This is a genomic window from Rhodococcus sp. SG20037, from assembly GCF_031763325.1.
Classification (GTDB): Bacteria; Actinomycetota; Actinomycetes; order Mycobacteriales; family Mycobacteriaceae; genus Rhodococcus_F; species Rhodococcus_F qingshengii.
Genome location: NZ_CP134497.1, coordinates 1,787,043 through 1,803,598, shown reverse-complemented (window position 1 = coordinate 1,803,598; position 16,556 = coordinate 1,787,043). Strand labels below are relative to the sequence as shown.

General features: G+C 62.2%; 16 protein-coding genes. 3 read left to right on the top strand and 13 right to left on the bottom strand.

Annotated elements, in window-relative coordinates; translation table 11 throughout:
* Nucleotides 1–2 precede the first annotated feature (2 nt).
* The 3 genes from RHP72_RS08495 to hemL form a co-directional block, all read right to left on the bottom strand.
* The gene (locus RHP72_RS08495) at nucleotides 3–608 is read right to left on the bottom strand and encodes a TlpA disulfide reductase family protein (RefSeq protein ID WP_007735280.1); all 606 of its coding nucleotides are present in this window, start codon (nucleotides 606–608) and stop codon (nucleotides 3–5) included.
* On the bottom strand, nucleotides 605–1,264 hold the full coding sequence (locus tag RHP72_RS08490; RefSeq protein ID WP_003941868.1) for a histidine phosphatase family protein: 660 nt from the start codon (nucleotides 1,262–1,264) through the stop codon (nucleotides 605–607). The genes RHP72_RS08495 and RHP72_RS08490 overlap by 4 nt, the downstream gene beginning before the upstream one ends.
* A gap of 65 nt (nucleotides 1,265–1,329) precedes the next feature.
* Nucleotides 1,330–2,655: a glutamate-1-semialdehyde 2,1-aminomutase gene (hemL, locus tag RHP72_RS08485; protein WP_037129903.1), complete on the bottom strand. Its 1,326-nt coding sequence runs from the start codon at nucleotides 2,653–2,655 to the stop codon at nucleotides 1,330–1,332.
* Nucleotides 2,656–2,765: 110 nt separating this feature from the next.
* On the opposite strand from hemL, the gene RHP72_RS08480 reads away from it, so the two are divergent.
* Both RHP72_RS08480 and RHP72_RS08475 read left to right on the top strand, forming a co-directional pair.
* Nucleotides 2,766–3,113: a hypothetical protein gene (locus tag RHP72_RS08480; protein WP_007735283.1), complete on the top strand. Its 348-nt coding sequence runs from the start codon at nucleotides 2,766–2,768 to the stop codon at nucleotides 3,111–3,113.
* Between the two features lie 59 nt (nucleotides 3,114–3,172).
* A complete protein-coding gene (locus RHP72_RS08475) occupies nucleotides 3,173–5,104 on the top strand; it encodes an acyl-CoA dehydrogenase (RefSeq protein ID WP_024487810.1) in 1,932 nt (643 codons plus the stop codon).
* Between the two features lie 40 nt (nucleotides 5,105–5,144).
* Here RHP72_RS08475 and RHP72_RS08470 read toward each other — a convergent pair whose 3' ends face one another.
* Nucleotides 5,145–6,161: a hypothetical protein gene (locus RHP72_RS08470; RefSeq protein WP_311094559.1), complete on the bottom strand. Its 1,017-nt coding sequence runs from the start codon at nucleotides 6,159–6,161 to the stop codon at nucleotides 5,145–5,147.
* Between the two features lie 131 nt (nucleotides 6,162–6,292).
* On the opposite strand from RHP72_RS08470, the gene RHP72_RS08465 reads away from it, so the two are divergent.
* Nucleotides 6,293–6,853 carry a TetR family transcriptional regulator gene (locus tag RHP72_RS08465; protein WP_007735287.1) on the top strand — a complete coding sequence of 187 codons (561 nt, stop codon included), beginning with the start codon at nucleotides 6,293–6,295 and terminating at the stop codon, nucleotides 6,851–6,853.
* Here the strand turns inward: RHP72_RS08465 and RHP72_RS08460 are convergent.
* From RHP72_RS08460 to RHP72_RS08420, 9 genes are all read right to left on the bottom strand, one after another.
* Nucleotides 6,844–7,719, bottom strand: a complete 876-nt coding sequence (locus RHP72_RS08460; RefSeq protein WP_007735289.1) for a TIGR03619 family F420-dependent LLM class oxidoreductase — start codon at nucleotides 7,717–7,719, stop codon at nucleotides 6,844–6,846. The genes RHP72_RS08465 and RHP72_RS08460 overlap by 10 nt on opposite strands.
* Nucleotides 7,716–9,374, bottom strand: a complete 1,659-nt coding sequence (locus RHP72_RS08455) for an ABC transporter substrate-binding protein (protein WP_083059017.1) — start codon at nucleotides 9,372–9,374, stop codon at nucleotides 7,716–7,718. The genes RHP72_RS08460 and RHP72_RS08455 overlap by 4 nt, the downstream gene beginning before the upstream one ends.
* A gap of 24 nt (nucleotides 9,375–9,398) precedes the next feature.
* Nucleotides 9,399–10,460: a DUF1214 domain-containing protein gene (locus tag RHP72_RS08450; protein ID WP_064113988.1), complete on the bottom strand. Its 1,062-nt coding sequence runs from the start codon at nucleotides 10,458–10,460 to the stop codon at nucleotides 9,399–9,401.
* 88 nt (nucleotides 10,461–10,548) lie between these two features.
* The gene (locus RHP72_RS08445; protein ID WP_311094558.1) at nucleotides 10,549–11,694 is read right to left on the bottom strand and encodes a sulfotransferase; all 1,146 of its coding nucleotides are present in this window, start codon (nucleotides 11,692–11,694) and stop codon (nucleotides 10,549–10,551) included.
* Between the two features lie 22 nt (nucleotides 11,695–11,716).
* Nucleotides 11,717–12,508 (bottom strand): SDR family oxidoreductase, encoded by a 792-nt coding sequence (locus RHP72_RS08440; protein WP_064688324.1) that lies wholly within the window; start codon nucleotides 12,506–12,508, stop codon nucleotides 11,717–11,719.
* The gene (locus tag RHP72_RS08435) at nucleotides 12,502–12,861 is read right to left on the bottom strand and encodes a nuclear transport factor 2 family protein (RefSeq protein ID WP_003942015.1); all 360 of its coding nucleotides are present in this window, start codon (nucleotides 12,859–12,861) and stop codon (nucleotides 12,502–12,504) included. Before RHP72_RS08435 ends, RHP72_RS08440 begins: the two co-directional genes overlap by 7 nt.
* Before the next feature lie 24 nt (nucleotides 12,862–12,885).
* Nucleotides 12,886–14,787 carry a sulfate adenylyltransferase subunit CysN gene (gene cysN, locus RHP72_RS08430; protein WP_007735300.1) on the bottom strand — a complete coding sequence of 634 codons (1,902 nt, stop codon included), beginning with the start codon at nucleotides 14,785–14,787 and terminating at the stop codon, nucleotides 12,886–12,888.
* The gene (gene cysD / locus RHP72_RS08425; RefSeq protein ID WP_019744365.1) at nucleotides 14,787–15,692 is read right to left on the bottom strand and encodes a sulfate adenylyltransferase subunit CysD; all 906 of its coding nucleotides are present in this window, start codon (nucleotides 15,690–15,692) and stop codon (nucleotides 14,787–14,789) included. The genes cysN and cysD overlap by 1 nt, the downstream gene beginning before the upstream one ends.
* Nucleotides 15,689–16,435, bottom strand: a complete 747-nt coding sequence (locus tag RHP72_RS08420) for a 3'(2'),5'-bisphosphate nucleotidase CysQ (RefSeq protein WP_064074197.1) — start codon at nucleotides 16,433–16,435, stop codon at nucleotides 15,689–15,691. The genes cysD and RHP72_RS08420 overlap by 4 nt, the downstream gene beginning before the upstream one ends.
* Nucleotides 16,436–16,556 lie beyond the last annotated feature (121 nt).

The following is a 16,556-nucleotide window of genomic DNA, read 5'->3' as shown; positions in this document are numbered from 1 at the left end:
CTTTACTGCGCGTCTTCCTGAGCTACTCGCTGGACGACGGGCAGTAAATCCTCGGCGAGAAGTTCTTGGAGGAACACCGCGGCGACGCGATGCTGGCGGTCCAGGACGATCGTCGTCGGAATGACCGACGTGGGGTAGCCGTCACCGAGGGCGATCAGCGAACGCATCGACGGGTCGTAGATCGACGGGTACGAGACCTTGTTGTCGACCACGAAGTCCTGCGCTTTGTTCTTGGTGTCGTCGCGGACGTTGATGCCGAGGAACTGCACGCCCGAATCCTTGGTCTGCTCGTAGACCTGTTCCAGGTCGTCGGCTTCGGCGCGGCACGGTCCGCACCACTGACCCCAGACGTTGAGAACGACGACCTTGCCCTCGAAGTCCTCGACACCGACCTTCTGACCTTCGTTCATCAGGTCGGGCCCGGAGAGCTTGCCGATGGTGCCTCGGTCGGACGGCGGATCGTAGAAGATCTTGGTTTGTCCGCCCGGTGAGACGAAGTCGAAAGTTCCGCCCTGTGCGACGGCGTCATCGCCGGTCGCGCAGGACGAGAGAAGAAGCATCGCCGACGCAGCGGCTGCGAATGCTGCGGCGATGCGGCGCGAAATCATGCTCCTGTCACTCTCGGGTCGGAGGCGCCGGCAGGTTCGGAGTAGACGATGTCGACCAGGGTGTCGCCTTCGTAGACCAGTGAAGTCAACGAGGCCAGTCCACACTGACGGTGACGGGGATCGTGCCAGAGACGCTCGCCCTGCAGGAATCGACGCAGTGTCCAGACCGGAAGTTGATGGCTGACGACGACGGCTTCGTGTCCGACTGCCGCGACGCGTGCGGCATTGACGGCTGCGAGCATGCGATGGGCGATCTGCAGGTAGGGCTCGCCCCAGGACGGGGTGAACGGGTCACGCAGTTTCCACCAGTGACGCGGACGCGAGAGCGCACCGTCCCCGACGGCAACCTTGAGACCCTCGAACTCGTTGCCTGCCTCGATCAGGTTTTCGTCCGTGACGATGTCGAGCTTGTGTGCCTCGGCGATCGGAGTCGCGGTCTCTTGTGCCCGCTGCAGCGGCGACGCGACCACGTGGGTGATGTCGTGATCGGCGAGCACCGACGCGACCGCACGAGCCTGAGCTTCGCCCGCCACCGACAACCGGAAACCCGGGAGCCGTCCGTAGAGGATCCCGCGCGGGTTGTGTACTTCGCCGTGGCGCAGGACGTGGACGATGGTGCGGGTGGACGTGTGGTCGGGGTGATCGGCGTCGGTCACAGTCGAGGGTCCTCGCTGAAGATGATGGATGTCGGAAGCGTGCGGTGTTCTGGAACTGGAACTGCTCAGGGCTTGACGGCAGCAGCTGCGGCCTTGGCTGCGTGAGGCATGGCGTCGGCGATGATCGAGAAGGCTCGATCGTCGAGGGCTGCGGAGACGAACCACGCTTCGAACGCGCTCGGCGGCGGGTACACGCCGCGGGAGAGCAGTGCGTGGAAGAAGGCGGGGAATCGCCAGGTCTGCGCGGCTTTGGCTTCGTCGTAGTTGGTCACCGTGTTCTCGGTGAAGAACACGCTCACCAAGGTGCCTGCGTACTGCACTCGGTGTTCGACGCCTTCGGCGGTGAGTGCTTGGGTCATGAGGTCGCCGAGGGCGGTCGCGTTCCGGCCGAGCTTGGCGTACACCTCGGCGTCGGCGGCGCGCAGGCTCGCGAGTCCGGCGGCGACGGCTACGGGGTTACCCGAGAGGGTGCCTGCCTGGTAGACGGGACCGTCCGGTGCGAGGTGGCCCATGATGTCGGCGCGGCCGCCGAATGCTGCGGCAGGCAGGCCGCCGCTCATGACCTTGCCGAAGGTGTAGAGGTCGCCTGCGACGTTGTCGATGCCGTACCAACCCGAGGCACTGACGCGGAATCCGGTCATCACCTCGTCCATGATCAGGAGTGCGCCGTGCTCACGGGTGAGACGACGCAGACCCTCGTTGAAACCGGGAAGCGGTGCGACGGCGCCCATGTTTCCGGCGGCAGCTTCGGTGATGACGCACGCGATGGCGCCGGGATTGGCCGCGAAGGCCGCGGCCACCGCGTCGAGATCGTTGTAGCGCACGACGATGGTGTCTTCTGCTTGAGCGCCGGTCACGCCGGGAGAGGTCGGCAGCCCGAACGTCGCGAGGCCGGATCCGGCGTCGGCGAGAAGGGCGTCGACGTGGCCGTGATAGCAACCGGAGAACTTGACGATCTTGGTCCGCCCGGTGAATCCGCGGGCGAGGCGGACTGCGCTCATCGTGGCTTCGGTTCCGGAGTTGACCAGACGAACCTTTTCCACGGGCGCGACGCGGGCGACGATTTCCTCGGCGAGAGCAACTTCGCCTTCGGTCGGCGCACCGAAGGAGAGACCTCCGAGGGCTGCTTCGCGAACTGCTTCGACGACTGCCGGGTGAGCGTGCCCGAGAATCATCGGACCCCAGGACGACACCAGGTCGACGTAGTTGTTTCCGTCGACGTCGGTGAGGGTGTAGCCGGATGCTTCGCGAATGAATCGCGGTGTTCCGCCGACCGAACCGAACGCGCGGACGGGCGAGTTGACGCCACCCGGAATCACGTTGCCGGCACGTTCGAAGAGCCGAGCGGAGTTCGTTGCATGCACGTCGGGATCACCGGAAGACACAGTCACGGCTTCCAGTGTCCCAGTTCTGTCGAATCTGACAACGACAGGGTGTAGGACTTCGGTGCTCGAGGCGAGTTTTCCGGTCGAACCGGGCCCCGCGTGAGACGATTCCGGGCATGAAGCGACTGTTGACGACGCTGATGGTCTCGGCTGCGATTCTTCTCACATCGTGTGGTTCGGACGCTTCGAACGACGACAAGGCGACAGTTTCGTCGCCGCCGAGTGCCACCGACTCGGCTCGAACCACCGCGGCGACGAGCACCGACCCCGCGTTTCTCGGCGGGTGTTCGGCGGTGTCCGTCTACGTTCAGCAGCGTGTTCAGAGCGGCGACACGTCGACCCAGACGGCGGGCGCCGACTTCCTGAAGATCGTCGAGAACGACCCTTCGTACCAGGCTATGTCCGAGAGCGAGAAGGAACTCTTCCGCCAAGGAATCGAAGCGGGTGCCGCGGGCTCCTGCTGAATGTGAGGTTGGGATCGAACCGGGTTGCCCGCGGTGCGCTACGCGCTATCGTCGGTTCCATGGCCACCACAGCGGACCACCTCAGGACAACACTCGACGGACGCTGGCGGGAGGTGCGTGAGCGCGTTCGCGGCGAATTGAACGACGAACGTTTTGCTCCGCACTACACACCCAACACCGCCATTGCGCGCTCCAAGGCTCTCGAACAGATGCGGGTCCTCGCCGATCTCGGGTACGCCGCAAACGGTTTCGCGGTCTCTCACGGCGGAACGGGCGACGCGGGTGGCGCCGTCACCAGCATCGAGATGCTCGCGATGTCCGACCTCTCACTGATGGTCAAGGCCGGCGTCCAGTGGGGTCTGTTCGGCGGCGCCATCGAAAACCTCGGCACCGAGCGTCACCACCAGGCGTACGTCAAGCCGCTGATCGATCTGGACCTGCTCGGTTGCTTTGCGATGACCGAGACCGGTCACGGCAGCGACGTCCAGGAACTCGAAACCACGGCGACCTACGACGTCGAGACGGGCGAGTTCGTCGTCAACTCCCCCACTCCGTCCTCTCGCAAGGACTACATCGGCGGCGCTGCCCAGCACGCCACCGTCGCAGCGGTGTTCGCACAGCTGATCACCGGAGGCGAAAGTCAGGGCGTCCACTGCTTTGTCGTGCCGATTCGTGACGACGCCGGCAACGACCTCCCCGGCGTCACGACGTCCGACTGCGGGCTCAAGGGTGGACTGCCCGGAGTCGACAACGGCCGCATCGTCTTCGACCAGGTCCGCATCCCGCGTGAGAATCTACTCAACCGTTACGCCGACGTCGCCGAGGACGGCACGTACAGCTCGGCGATCGAGAACCCGAACCGTCGTTTCTTCACGATGGTCGGCACACTGGTTCGTGGACGTGTCACCGTCGGTGGTTCCGCGGCAGCGGCCGCCCGCGTCGGATTGGCCATCGCCGGTCGATACGCCCTGCAGCGCAGGCAGTTCAGTGCTCCGAAGAGTGACGACGAAGTCCTGATCATGGACTACCTCGTCCACCAGAAGCGTCTGCTGCCGTTGATCGCCCGCTCGTACGCTCTGCAGTTCGCACAGAACGAACTCGTAGCCGCGATGCACGACATCCAGAGCAGCGACGACCCGGATCCGCAGGAGCAGCGCGAACTCGAAGGTCGCGCCGCCGGACTCAAGGCCGCCAACACCTGGCATGCCACTCGGGCCATCCAGGAGGCACGCGAAGCCTGCGGCGGCGCAGGCTATCTCGCCGAGAACCGCCTCACCGCACTCAAGGCGGACACCGACGTCTTCACCACGTTCGAGGGTGACAACCACGTTCTGACGCAGTTGGTCGCAAAAGAACTCCTCACCTCCTACGCCGACGAAGTCCGCGGCATGAGCCCGGTCGACTGGATGCGCTTCGCCGCTACGACGGTCTCCGACGTGGTCAAGAAACGCACGGCAGCGCAGCAGATCCTGCAGACGATCGTCGACACTCGCCAGGACAACGAAGAGGACGGCAGCCTCTTCAATCGCGGCACCCAGATGAAGATGTTCGAAGACCGCGAAGAGTACCTACTCGCCACTGCGGCAAGGCGATTGCAGGCAGCGCAGAAGCGCGAGGAGAACCCGTTCGACGCGTTCAACTTCGTGCAGGACCACGTGCTCAAAGCCGCTCAGGCGCACATCGAGCGCGTCATCCTGGAAGCATTCGTCGCCGGCATCGACTCGTGTGAGGACGAGACCGCAAAGGAACTCTTCGGCGAGGTGTGCGATCTCTACGCACTGTCCGTGATCGAAGAGGACAAGGCCTGGTTCATGGAGCACCGGCATCTGTCGGTGGAGCGTTCGAAGGCCGTGACGCGCGGAATCAACGAGCGTTGCCGCACCCTGCGCCCCCACGTCGAGACACTGATCGACGGGTTCGGCATTCCGGACATCCTGCTGGGGTCCGCGATGCTCGACGGACCGGGCACCGACGCGGTACGGCTGAAGTAAAGGGTTCGGGTGGGGTCGGCAATCGCCGGCCCCACCACACTCAGTGCGCTGCTGCCTTTTTCGACTGGCGAGAGGCGAGCAGTCCGGTCAGGCCGAGTGCCGCGACCAGCCAGATCCCCAGAACGAGCAGGTGCGGTCCGGCGCCGTTGCCACTGAAGTAGATGACGGAGCGGATGGGCTCCATGGCTGCCGATCCGAGCCAGAACGAATGGATGTGCTGCCAAAATCCCGGCAGGAACGACACCGGAATGGCACCACCCGAACTCGGGAAGTTGATGAAAACGAGCACCGTCAGCACCGCGAAGATCGCGGCTTGGCCGAGCAGTCGATTGAGCAGAATGCTCACCGCACCGACGGTGAACGTGTAAACCATCGAGATTCCCAGCAGTTGCAGGATCTGGCCGAATGACGCCCCGAAGGCGTGCATGAAGATGCTGGTGATGCCGAAGGCTATGAGCGGGGTGAGTATCGCCGCACCGGCCAGGATCGAATACTGCTCTCGCAACCGCATTCTCGGCGCAACCTGACTGAGCACCGTGATGGTCAGGTAGCCACCGAGGGTGCAGACGATCAGGAAGTAGAAGAGTCCGACAGTCGAGGAGTCGCGCGCCGTGACAGGCGCCGAGTCGATCACCGTGACCTGCTGCCCCGTCTGCTCCGCAACCGAATGCGCCAAGCTGCTCACCACGGAAACCGTCGAGGCGCCCGCGCCGGTGGCGATATGTGCGGTCACGGCGTCACCGATCTCGATGGCGCCGATCGCATCGCGGTTGTCGATCCGAGAGAGTGCGTCGGCGGCGTTGGCTGTGGCAACGATGTCGAACTTGTCACCCGACGAAGCCTGGATTCCGTCGATCAGCGGGGCCGTGACGGACGGCGACCCGACCACCACGATCGGTGCCTGATTCGGCGTCGGCGAATGGAAGGCGCTGACGTAGCACAAGCAGAACATGATGACGAAGAACAACGGAAATGCGAGTCCACTGCCCACCATCTTCCAATTGGTCGGCGGATCGACAACTTCTTCGCTGGGTGCTCGGACGTCGGTATCTGTCATATTCCACGCTCTCTTCACTAACCGCATCTAGCTGTCAACACCGTTGACAGACTCAACAGTCAACACCGTTGACACGTTATAGTCAACGCCGTTGACAACGCGGTCGGCGAGCGAGCACAGAGGTCGATGTCGTGACACCCACGAGGCACACGCCAGAGCAGGAGCACCCCTCGACATCCGAGGCGATTCGCGCCGCGGCGTTCCAACTGTTCGGCGAGCACGGGTTCGGCGGCACGTCAGTTCGCGCCATCGCCAAAGTTGCCGGAATCGATCCGGCCCTGGTCATCCGGCATTTCGGGTCCAAAGAAGCACTGTTCCTGGAAACCACGCCGGTTGCGGACTACTTCGAAGGCCAGTTCGACGGCCCACTCGACACCCTCGGTGAGCGAATCGCCGCCTTCGTCCTGGGCAAGGCCGACGCCCGGATGCTGTCGGTGTACACAGCGCTCATGCGAGCGTCGGACAGTCCACGCATCCGGGAGCGACTCCGAGACATGACCGGAGTATTCGCCACCAATCTCGCCGCTCGTCTAGACGGCGAAGACGCGTACACCCGCGCACTCCTGGTCTCCGCCCAGGTGTCCGGGCTGTTGAGCGTCCTCAGCGACGAAAGTATCCCCCAGTCCGCAGATCGCGACGAGTTGGCAAAACTCTACGGCCGGGCGATGCAGACGCTGATCGATCAGTACTGAGCGATGACCTCCTCGGCAAACCGCCGAATGGAGTCGAGTCGTCCCTGACGATCACCGGAGTCAACTCCGTAGTGATACCAGGGCAAAACTCTGATTTCCGTGACTCCGAGAGTCTCGAGTTCGCGATATCCGTCCAGATCACGAACATCCGTCGGCGAGACGTTGACGCCGAAAGGAACATCGGCACGACCGTACTCGACCCGCAATTCCGTGAGACGATCGATGGCGCAGGCTAATTCGGCTTTGGTCGTGTTCACCGACATCCAACCGTCAGCCAGCCTGGCTGCACGACGCAACCCCGGTTCGCTGTGCCCACCGATGTAGATCGGAACCGGAATCTCCGGAGCAGGACTGATCATCAGAGCGTCGAAATCGTAGTGCTTGCCGTGGTATTCGACCCATTCCGGCCCACGTCCCGCACACACCGCCTTGATGATCTCGATGGCTTCGTCGGTACGCGCGCCGCGGGTGCGCATCTCGGTACCGGTGAAGGTGAATTCCTCGGGAATCCAGGACAAACCGACGCCGAGAGCGACGCGGTTCCTCGACATCACGGCCATGGTCGCGACCTGCTTGGCAGTCAACAGCGGATCGCGCAGTGGAAGTTTGAACACGTTGGTGTAGAACTGAATTCGCGATGTGACGGCCGCCATCGCCGCCATGGCAATGAACGGATCAGGCATCGGCGTCTCGGGCGCCCACATCCGCTTCCCGTCAGCAGTGTACGGGTACGGCGCCGACACCTGCTCCGGATAGAACACGGAATCCGGCATCGCGATTCCGTCGAACCCCACCTCTTCGGCGACCTGCGCCAACTCGCACAGTTCCAGGGCGTCGATCATCGCACCGGCCAAGGACCACTTCATCGTTCCACCGTTTCGCCGTTGGGCGAGATCCAAGCGCCGCCCAAGAACATGATGTCGGTGATGTTGCGTACGACGCCGTGAACATTGCCGTCCCATGCGGTCAACACCGACGCCGGCCCCCAGATCACGTAAGGCACAGTCGCGTTGGCGTACTCCTGCACCTTGCTGATCGCCTCACGGACAGCATTGTCCGTTGATGCCGTCTGCACAGCTGTGATCATCGCGTCCATCTCCGGGTCCGCGAAGCCGGACGGGTTGTTCTTCGAATCACTGGCCACACTGTTGTACAAATTGAGGTACGGCGCTTCTTCTCCGACCGGAGCGCCACCTCTGGTCATGTCGAAATCGTGGTCCTTGTATACCCGTCGAACCAGATCGGTCACATCGGTCGCGTAGTCGATGGTGACGTCGAAACCGATCGCGTTCAGCGACGCCTGAACCGTCAGTGCCGTCGCCTGTTGGCTCGGCTCCGAGGTGGTGAGGTAGCGGAGTTTCCCGTCGTACCCGTCGGACTTCGCTTGATCGAGCAGCGCCTTTGCCTTCACCTGATCGAACGGAATGCCTGCTGTGTTGTTGTACCAACGTGACGTCTGCGGGACCAGTTCGGAACTGGCGGTGCCCAATCCGTTGTTCGCCCGGGTATTGACCGCCGCCGGATCCACCCCGTAGGCGATCGCCTGACGGACGCGAACATCAGCCCCGGGCTTGCCCTCACGGTTGTTGATCGTGCCGATCCCGTTCTGTCCGGTCGGACTGAGGTAACCCGAGTATCCGTCGTCGAGAGCTTGTTCGATCACGGCCTCGTCGCGGAGGATGTACGTCATGTCGATCTGGCCGCTCTTCAACGATTCGTACTGAGACTGCGCACCCGACGTGGGAACAAACCGCACTGTGTCCAGTGGAGGTTTACCGCCCTGATAATCCGTGCGTGCGGCGAGTACCAGTTCTTCGTGCGGGGCGAACTTGGCCAGGGTGAACGGACCCGCCCCGATCGGTGTGAACGCTCCCTCCCCGGTTCCTGAAACCGACCCTGCCTCTCCCCCTGAACTTCGCGCAACGATCATTCCGGGCCCGAGCGACAACAGCGCCGGGAATTGACGCCAGGGCCGCTCGAGCACGAATTCGACTGTGGTGGCGTCGGGCGTCTCGATCCGATCCACGATGTTGAGCCAGGTCTGCGATACATCACCCTTGCCTGCCACGAATCGATCGATACTCCACTTCACTGCTTCCGCGTCGAGCGGACTTCCGTCGCTGAAGGTGAGGCCATCAGCCAAAGTGACGGTGTACGAAGTGAAGTCGCTGTTGTTCGACAGTGTCTTCGCGAGTTGTGGCACGAAGCTCCCGTTTGTGGAGTCGCTGCGTACCAGCGTGTCGTAAATCGCGGCCATTTCGGTTCCGCCGGTCGAACCGGCTGCTTGCGTTCTCGTGGGGTCCAACGAGGAAGGGAACGAATAGGACCCGAAGGTGAGAACACCGCCGTCGATCCGCTCCCCCACATCTGGGGCGCCCACAAAACCAGCTGCGCCACTACTGCTCGGTGAAGCCGATCCCGAGTTGTCCCCACTGCTCGACGCGCAGCCGGCCAACATCAATGCACCGGCAAGCCCGAGCGCGACAAAGCGAGGGCCGAACCTAATCTTCCTGGTGTACATACGTTCCCAATCTCCGTCAGCGTGTCAGATCTTGACTACCTTCGACGTCGGGATCGGGTGCGAGTCCGCCTTGATCCAGCGCAGCGCCCATGTCCCCTCAGCATGCGAATCGGTGTCGATCCAGTTGCCATAACCCGGATCCTTCGCCGCCACGACGATTGTCATGGTGCCGTCGTCGTTGAGCTTCGCGGTGTGATTGTTGATGTAGATGTTCGTGCGGTTGTAGTCGAGGGACTCGACCCAGAAGTTCTGCAGCACGAAGTTGAAGTACTCGCAGTTCGGAACCTCGGTCTCGATGACCCACGCCTCGTCCTCGGCGAGCTTCCAGTAACCGTGGAAGTAGAAGATCGTCGGATCGCCGCCGGCGTCCTGGAAGTAGTCCTGTCCCCAGTCGAAGATCTCGTTGGTGTGCGGCTGGAATTTGCGCGACCATTCCAGGAAGGTCTCCGCCATCCCCTTCACGATCCCGACGGACTTGGTGAGGCGCTCGCCGATCTCTTCCGGAGTCAACGGGACGAACTCCCCGTCCGGGTTCAGGCATTCGATGGTCAGATCACCGATGACCTCGTTGCGCCGATCCCGGTGAGTTTGCCGAACGGAGATGAGGTTGCTGTCGGGCGCCAAAGGCAGCCAAGCGCCCTCATCGGGCTTGTCGACGCTCGCGATGAACTCGAAACGGCCGTTCTCGTCGACCTCGAGGTCGTGGATATGCAGATCGCCGGTCTGCAGCATGGTGCCGTCGATGTGGTACCGATTTACGCGCGAGCCGAAGGTGATCAGCGGGACGGTGCCTCGGGTGCCGATGATCCGGTAGTTGTACTTACCGGAAATGTTGGCGCGCATGTAGACGTTGTCCGGGTTGTCGGCACCGATCTTCGTCATCATGTTCGGGTTCGGAGCCGACGAGAACTGCGGCCACCGCGGATCGGTGTACTCGACACAGTTGATCGTGCCGTACCGAAGCAACCGACTCAGGTAGCGGACGCCCTCGGCTTGAGTCAGCGGATCCTGAGGGACGATCTCGTCTTCCAGGACCTTTCCGACCTCGAGCAGATCTGCGCAGAACTTTTCCCAAACAGCATTCATGTGAATCTCCTTGTTTCGGTTGGGGCTTCGCCCTGTGCGCCTTTTTGGTAGTCGGCACTACCAAAAAGGCGCACAGGGCCGGAGGCCTTCAGGATGTGGTGGCGAACTTCGCTTCGACGTCGGCAGCGCTCACGCCGAAATCCTCGAGCGAATAGCGATGCGACGGACGACGGTGCTCGGCAAGGCTGGCCTGATGCGACGCCTCCACCGCGGCGCGGGCGTCGTCTGTGAAGGGCAGGGCGAACTGTGCATAGATCTTCTCGACAGTGCCGACCGCATCGGCGATGAAGTCCTTGTAGTCGACGTCGATGAACTGATCGGGGTTGTAACGGCTACGGGCATTGTTGAAGTTCGCATTCCCTCGCGCCCACAACTCCAGTTGCGTGCGCCCGATGGCCGGACGATCGAAGGCCCTCGACATGTCGTGCCCGCCCTGCTCTACGAGGCTGAAGGTGGACGCCATCGATGTCAACGGGTCCCGGAAGGTCCGAACGAACAGTGCATCCGGATAGACCGACATGATCTCGTCGATCGCGAAGACATGGCTCGGGCTTTTGAGCACCCACCGTCTGTCCTGGTCGTGCAGCCCGATCAACTGCAGGTTCTTCTTGTGCCGCGCATATGTTTCGGTCCAGTCCTGCTCCGCCAGCCACCGGGTGTAACTCGGCACGTACGCCACCGTCTCGAACGCGGTCGAGAGCATCGTCTGCTGCAGCAGCCGCCAGCATTCCTCGACCTCCTCCGCCCCCATGAAATGCACCTTCATCAGGTCCGCTTCGTTGCGCTGGCGAGCACGGTAGAAGGCGTCGGAGCGAACGTAATCTTCGTTCTCCGACCACTTGTCGCGCTCGGGGCGCGGCTGCGGCGTCTCGGCGAGCCACATCTCGGCGCCCTGATGCGCCGGGTCGGCACCGAGCAAACGGTGCAGCGCGGTGCTGCCGGTGCGGGTCAACCCGACCACGAAGATCGGGCGTTCGATCGGAACATCGACGTGCTCTGGATATTTCGCGAATCCGGCCTCACTGGTCAGGCGACCCGCGAGCGCTCCGACGATCATCTTTCGAGCGATCACCTTGCCGTGAGGAGTGAGGTCGGCCTCGTTCTGGAACGACTCGAGGAGAACTCGAAGTCCTTCGAGATAGCTTTCGCTGCCGAAGTTTTCGTACCCGGCCGCCTCGCGCGCAGCCTGGTGCAGGTCATCGATGGAACCGATGCCGTCGTAATCCTGTGTCATGGCTAGTCCTTGTATGAGTTGATCAGTGGTGCGTGTGACCGCAGTTGACGTCGAGACATTGCCCTGTGATGGCCCTCGCTGAATCGGACAGGAGGAAGACGACAGCGTTTGCGATGTCATCTGGCTCCGGCAATCGGCGCAGATCGGCGCCCGCTGCGATCTCGTCGTAGATCATCTTGGGGTCGACTCCTGCCGCCGCCGCCTTCTTCTCGAACATGTTCTTGACCGAGTCCGCCCAGATATAGCCGGGAGCAACCGAATTGACTCGAACGCCCTTGGGACCGAGATCGATCGACAAACTGCGTGCCATTGCCAGGAGTCCGGATTTCATGATGCGGTAGGCCCCGAACCCGGGAAGCTGGTTGCGCAACACCATGGACGTGACCATCACGACGGACCCGTGCGACTCGATCAATGCCGGAGCAAATTCTCTGGTGACGTTCAACGCCGCGAGCAAGTTGATGTCGATGCCCGACTGGATGGACACCACGTCGGCGTCCAGGAGCGGGACCTGCGCGGGTTGAACAAATGCGTTGTTCACCAGGCAATGCACCGCACCGAACTCAGCGACAGTTGTCTCCGCCAACGAAGCGATCGAATCGACGTCGGTGAGGTTCGTCGGGACGGCCAACGCGATTCCGCCGCGGTCTCGAATCTCCCTTGCCACCGATTCCAAGCGCTCGGGTGTGCGGGCAGCCAGAACAACCTTCGCTCCGGCCGCCGCACTCTGCATCGCAATCGAACGACCCAGCGCCGGGCCCACTCCCGAGACGACGACAACCTTGCCTGCCAGCAGGCCCTGATGGGTCAGCACAGCGCCTGCGGATCGAGAACAACACTCAGGGAGATGATCTTGCCGTTCTCGTCGAACTCGAACACATCGGTGGCAGCGAAGTCAGGGATACCGGCGCGCTGCACCCGAAGCTGCATGGCTGCGTACTTTCCCGTCACCGAAATCGGACCGAGCAGGCTGACTGTGAAATCGACCTGCGCGTTCGCGGTATCGAATTCGCGAATCTCGTCGATTCCGCGGTAGGTCTGGACCCCCAGCGGTTCGTGTTGAACTGCGTCGGGCGCAAACAGCGCAACCAGTCCGTCGACGTCGTGACTTCCGAGACACTTGACGTAATCTTCTACGGCAGAAACTATTTCAGCCCTGTCAGGCATGGATGCTCCTCGTGTTCAGGCGGATCAAGAAATGGTTCCGCGGGCGCGGAGATGGTCGACGATCGCGATCGCAGCGTCCTCGGTCGTCGTGACACTGGTGTCGATGTGAATGTCAGGGTTCTGCGGCGGTTCGTACGGCGAATCGATTCCGGTGAAGTTCACCAACTCGCCCCGTCGAGCCTTCTTGTACAGACCCTTGGGATCTCGCTCCTCTGCGACGGCAAGAGCGGTGTCGACGAAGATTTCGACGAACTGTTCGTCGCCGATCAATTCACGCGCGGCATGACGCTCGGCCTCGAACGGTGAAATGAAGGACGCGAGCACGATCAGACCGGCGTCCGCCATCAGTCGGGTGACCTCGGTGACGCGACGGATGTTCTCGACGCGGTCGGCTTCGGTGAATCCGAGGTCTCGATTCAGCCCGTGACGGACGTTGTCTCCGTCGAGGAGGTAGGTGTGCGCGCCGAGTGCGTGCAGTTGACGCTCGACATCGTTCGCGATGGTCGACTTTCCCGAACCGGAGAGACCGGTGAACCACAGAACTGCGGGTTGGTGTCCCTTGAGCCTGGTGTGCGCGGCCTCGTCGACGTCGACGGATTGCCAGTGAATGTTGTCCGATCGACGCAGCGAGTGCGTGATCATGCCCGCACCGACAGTGCCGTTGGTAAGGCGGTCGATGAGGATGAAGCTACCGGTGTCACGGTTGCCGACGTACGGGTCGAACGGGACCGGCCGATCGAAACTGAGGTTGCACACACCGATTTCGTTGAGCGCGAGAGTAGTCGTTGCGGTCTTCTCGAGAGTGTTGACGTTGATCTTGTGTTTCGGTTTGGTGATGCGCGCAGTGACTGTGACGGTACCGATCTGGCACAGGAACGGCCGTTCGGGCAGCATGGGAGCCTCACCCATCCAGACGATGCAGGCCTCGAACTGATCGGCTACGGCCGGCGGATTGTCGCCGATGGACAGCACATCACCGCGACTGATGTCGATCTCGTCGGCGAGCGTGATGGTGACCGAGCGGCCCGCACCGGCAACGTCGAGGTCGCCACCCATGGTCACGATGCGCTCGACTGTGGACGTCTTTCCACTGGGGAGCACGCGGATGGGATCTCCGGGAGATACGGTGCCGGAAACGATCTGGCCGGAGAATCCGCGGAAGTCGAGGTCCGGCCGGTTGACCCACTGCACCGGCATCCGGAACGGAGCCGCGGCGGCAGCATCGTCGATGTCCACGCTTTCGAGATGCTCGATCAGGCTTGGTCCGGAATACCACGGGGTATTCGCACTGCGCTCGGTGAGATTGTCACCCATGTATGCCGACATCGGGATGGCGACGAACCCGTCCAGACCGATCTCGTGAGCGAACTCTGCGTAATCCGCGGTAATGGCATCGAAGACCTCTTGCGAGTAGTCGACGAGGTCGAGCTTGTTCACGGCAAGCACCACGTGCTTGATCCCCAGCAACGACACCAGATACGAGTGCCGGCGGGTCTGAGTCAGTATCCCCTTGCGGGAATCGACAAGGATCACAGCAAGATCGGCGGTCGACGCGCCCGTCACCATGTTTCGGGTGTACTGCTCGTGCCCCGGAGTATCGGCGACGACGAACTTGCGTCGCTCGGTCGTGAAGTAGCGATAGGCGACGTCGATCGTGATGCCCTGCTCACGTTCGGCGGCGAGACCGTCGACCAGGAGCGCGAAATCGAGCCCCTCCCCCTGGGTTCCGCTCTTGCGCGAATCGGCTTCGAGCGCCGTCAACTGGTCGTCGAAGACGAGTTTCGATTCGTAGAGCAGACGGCCGATCAAGGTGCTCTTGCCGTCGTCGACGCTGCCGCACGTGATGAATCGCAGCATGCTCTTGTTCGCATGACGTTCGAGGTACGCCTCGATGTCGTCAGCGATCAGATCCGAGGAAACAGTCATCAGAAGTACCCCTCTTGCTTCTTCTTCTCCATCGACGCACTGGAGTCGTGGTCGATGACCCGTCCCTGGCGTTCGGAAGTGGTGGTGAGCAACATTTCCGAGATGATCTCGGTCAGGCTCGTGGCGGTCGATTCGACGGCTCCGGTCAGCGGGTAGCAGCCGAGGGTGCGGAAACGAACGCTCTTGAGTTCCGGAGTCTCTCCCGGCAGCAACGGCATCCGGTCGTCGTCGACCATGATCAGCGCACCGTCCCGCTCGACGACGGGCCGCTTGTCGGCAAAATACAGCGGAACGATCGGAATCTCTTCCTGGCGTATGTATTCCCACACATCCAGCTCGGTCCAGTTCGAGAGAGGGAAGACGCGCAGGCTCTCGCCCGGCGCTTTGCGGACGTTGTACATCCGCCACAGTTCCGGTCGCTGCTGCTTGGGATCCCAACGGTGCGCAGCTGATCGGATCGAGAAGATGCGTTCCTTGGCGCGGGATTTTTCTTCGTCACGTCGGGCGCCGCCGAATGCAGCGTCGAACTTGTAGTGATCGAGGGCTTGTTTGAGGCCTTCGGTCTTCCACATATCGGTATGGACGGCCGAGCCGTGAGTGAACGGGTTGATCCCCTGCTTCACGCAGTCCGGGTTGGTGTGGACGATCAGATCGAGATCGCCTGCAGCAGCGGTACTGTCACGAAGTTTGTACATTTCACGGAACTTCCACGTGGTATCGACGTGCAGAAGCGGAAACGGCAGCTTCGACGGATAGAAGGCCTTGCGCGCCAGATGCAGCATCACGGCGGAGTCCTTGCCCACCGAGTACAACATCACCGGGTTCTCGCTCTGGGCAACAGCTTCACGCATGATGTGAATGCTCTCGGCTTCGAGTCGTTCGAGGTGCGTCAGTGTCGCGGTCATCGGCCCAGTTCCTCCAGTGCTTTCGGGGCGAGTTCTGGTCGGCAGATCAGCAGATCCGGCAACCACGGGTTTTCCTGGTTGTAGCGCAGTTCGCTGCCATCGATACGCGAAACATGCAGTCCCGCAGCACGTGCGACAGCAACGGGCGCCGCCGAATCCCACTCGTACTGTCCGCCCGCATGTGCATAGATGTCTGCCTCACCCGAGACGACCGCCATTGCTTTGGCTCCGGCGGATCCCATTTCGATCAACTCCGCGCCCATCGAGTCGGCCATGCGCATGACCGGTTCCGGACGACGCGTCCGCGATACGACGACTCGAACCGGCGTCGCGGCATCCCGTTCGGTTCGATCATCGCTGCTCGAATAGGTGACGCCAAGGGCAGGCATTGCGACCGCACCGGTTGTGAGGACACCGTTTTCGGTCAGTGCAACATGAACGGCCCAGTCCGGTCGTCCGGCCTCGCCGTACTCACGGGTGCCGTCGAGAGGGTCGACGATCCACACCCGATCCGCAGCCAGCCTCGCGAGGTCGTCAGCCCCTTCCTCCGACAGCACTGCATCCGCAGGAAAGCGTCGGGCAAGTTCGGCGACGATGAATTCGTGACTGAGCCGATCGGCCGCGTTCTTGAAAGTCGCGACATCACCGTCGTTTTCGCCGAGGGATTTCCGATGGTCGAGCAGAAGTTCTCCAGCCGCAGCGGCGATGTCGATCGCCGCGCGTTCATCGTTAGTGCGTGTCATAGGTACTCCACAACTGTGTAGACCTCCCGATCGATACGGGAAGAAAGGTCAGGCCGACCGCAGAGTGTCCAGCACTTTGCACTGGCCTCGATGTGGTCTGCGCCATACCGTAACACCAGAA

What these genes read in the sequence shown, in the direction of transcription:
- RHP72_RS08495 (WP_007735280.1), bottom strand. Translation starts at nt 608, where the DNA reads ATGATTTCGCGCCGCATCGCCGCAGCATTCGCAGCCGCTGCGTCGGCG.
- RHP72_RS08480 (WP_007735283.1), top strand. Translation starts at nt 2,766, where the DNA reads ATGAAGCGACTGTTGACGACGCTGATGGTCTCGGCTGCGATTCTTCTC.
- RHP72_RS08435 (WP_003942015.1), bottom strand. Translation starts at nt 12,861, where the DNA reads ATGCCTGACAGGGCTGAAATAGTTTCTGCCGTAGAAGATTACGTCAAG.
- RHP72_RS08455 (WP_083059017.1), bottom strand. Translation starts at nt 9,374, where the DNA reads ATGTACACCAGGAAGATTAGGTTCGGCCCTCGCTTTGTCGCGCTCGGG.
- RHP72_RS08475 (WP_024487810.1), top strand. Translation starts at nt 3,173, where the DNA reads ATGGCCACCACAGCGGACCACCTCAGGACAACACTCGACGGACGCTGG.
- RHP72_RS08450 (WP_064113988.1), bottom strand. Translation starts at nt 10,460, where the DNA reads ATGAATGCTGTTTGGGAAAAGTTCTGCGCAGATCTGCTCGAGGTCGGA.
- RHP72_RS08470 (WP_311094559.1), bottom strand. Translation starts at nt 6,161, where the DNA reads ATGACAGATACCGACGTCCGAGCACCCAGCGAAGAAGTTGTCGATCCG.
- cysD (WP_019744365.1), bottom strand. Translation starts at nt 15,692, where the DNA reads ATGACCGCGACACTGACGCACCTCGAACGACTCGAAGCCGAGAGCATT.
- cysN (WP_007735300.1), bottom strand. Translation starts at nt 14,787, where the DNA reads ATGACTGTTTCCTCGGATCTGATCGCTGACGACATCGAGGCGTACCTC.
- RHP72_RS08420 (WP_064074197.1), bottom strand. Translation starts at nt 16,435, where the DNA reads ATGACACGCACTAACGATGAACGCGCGGCGATCGACATCGCCGCTGCG.
- RHP72_RS08460 (WP_007735289.1), bottom strand. Translation starts at nt 7,719, where the DNA reads ATGAAGTGGTCCTTGGCCGGTGCGATGATCGACGCCCTGGAACTGTGC.
- RHP72_RS08445 (WP_311094558.1), bottom strand. Translation starts at nt 11,694, where the DNA reads ATGACACAGGATTACGACGGCATCGGTTCCATCGATGACCTGCACCAG.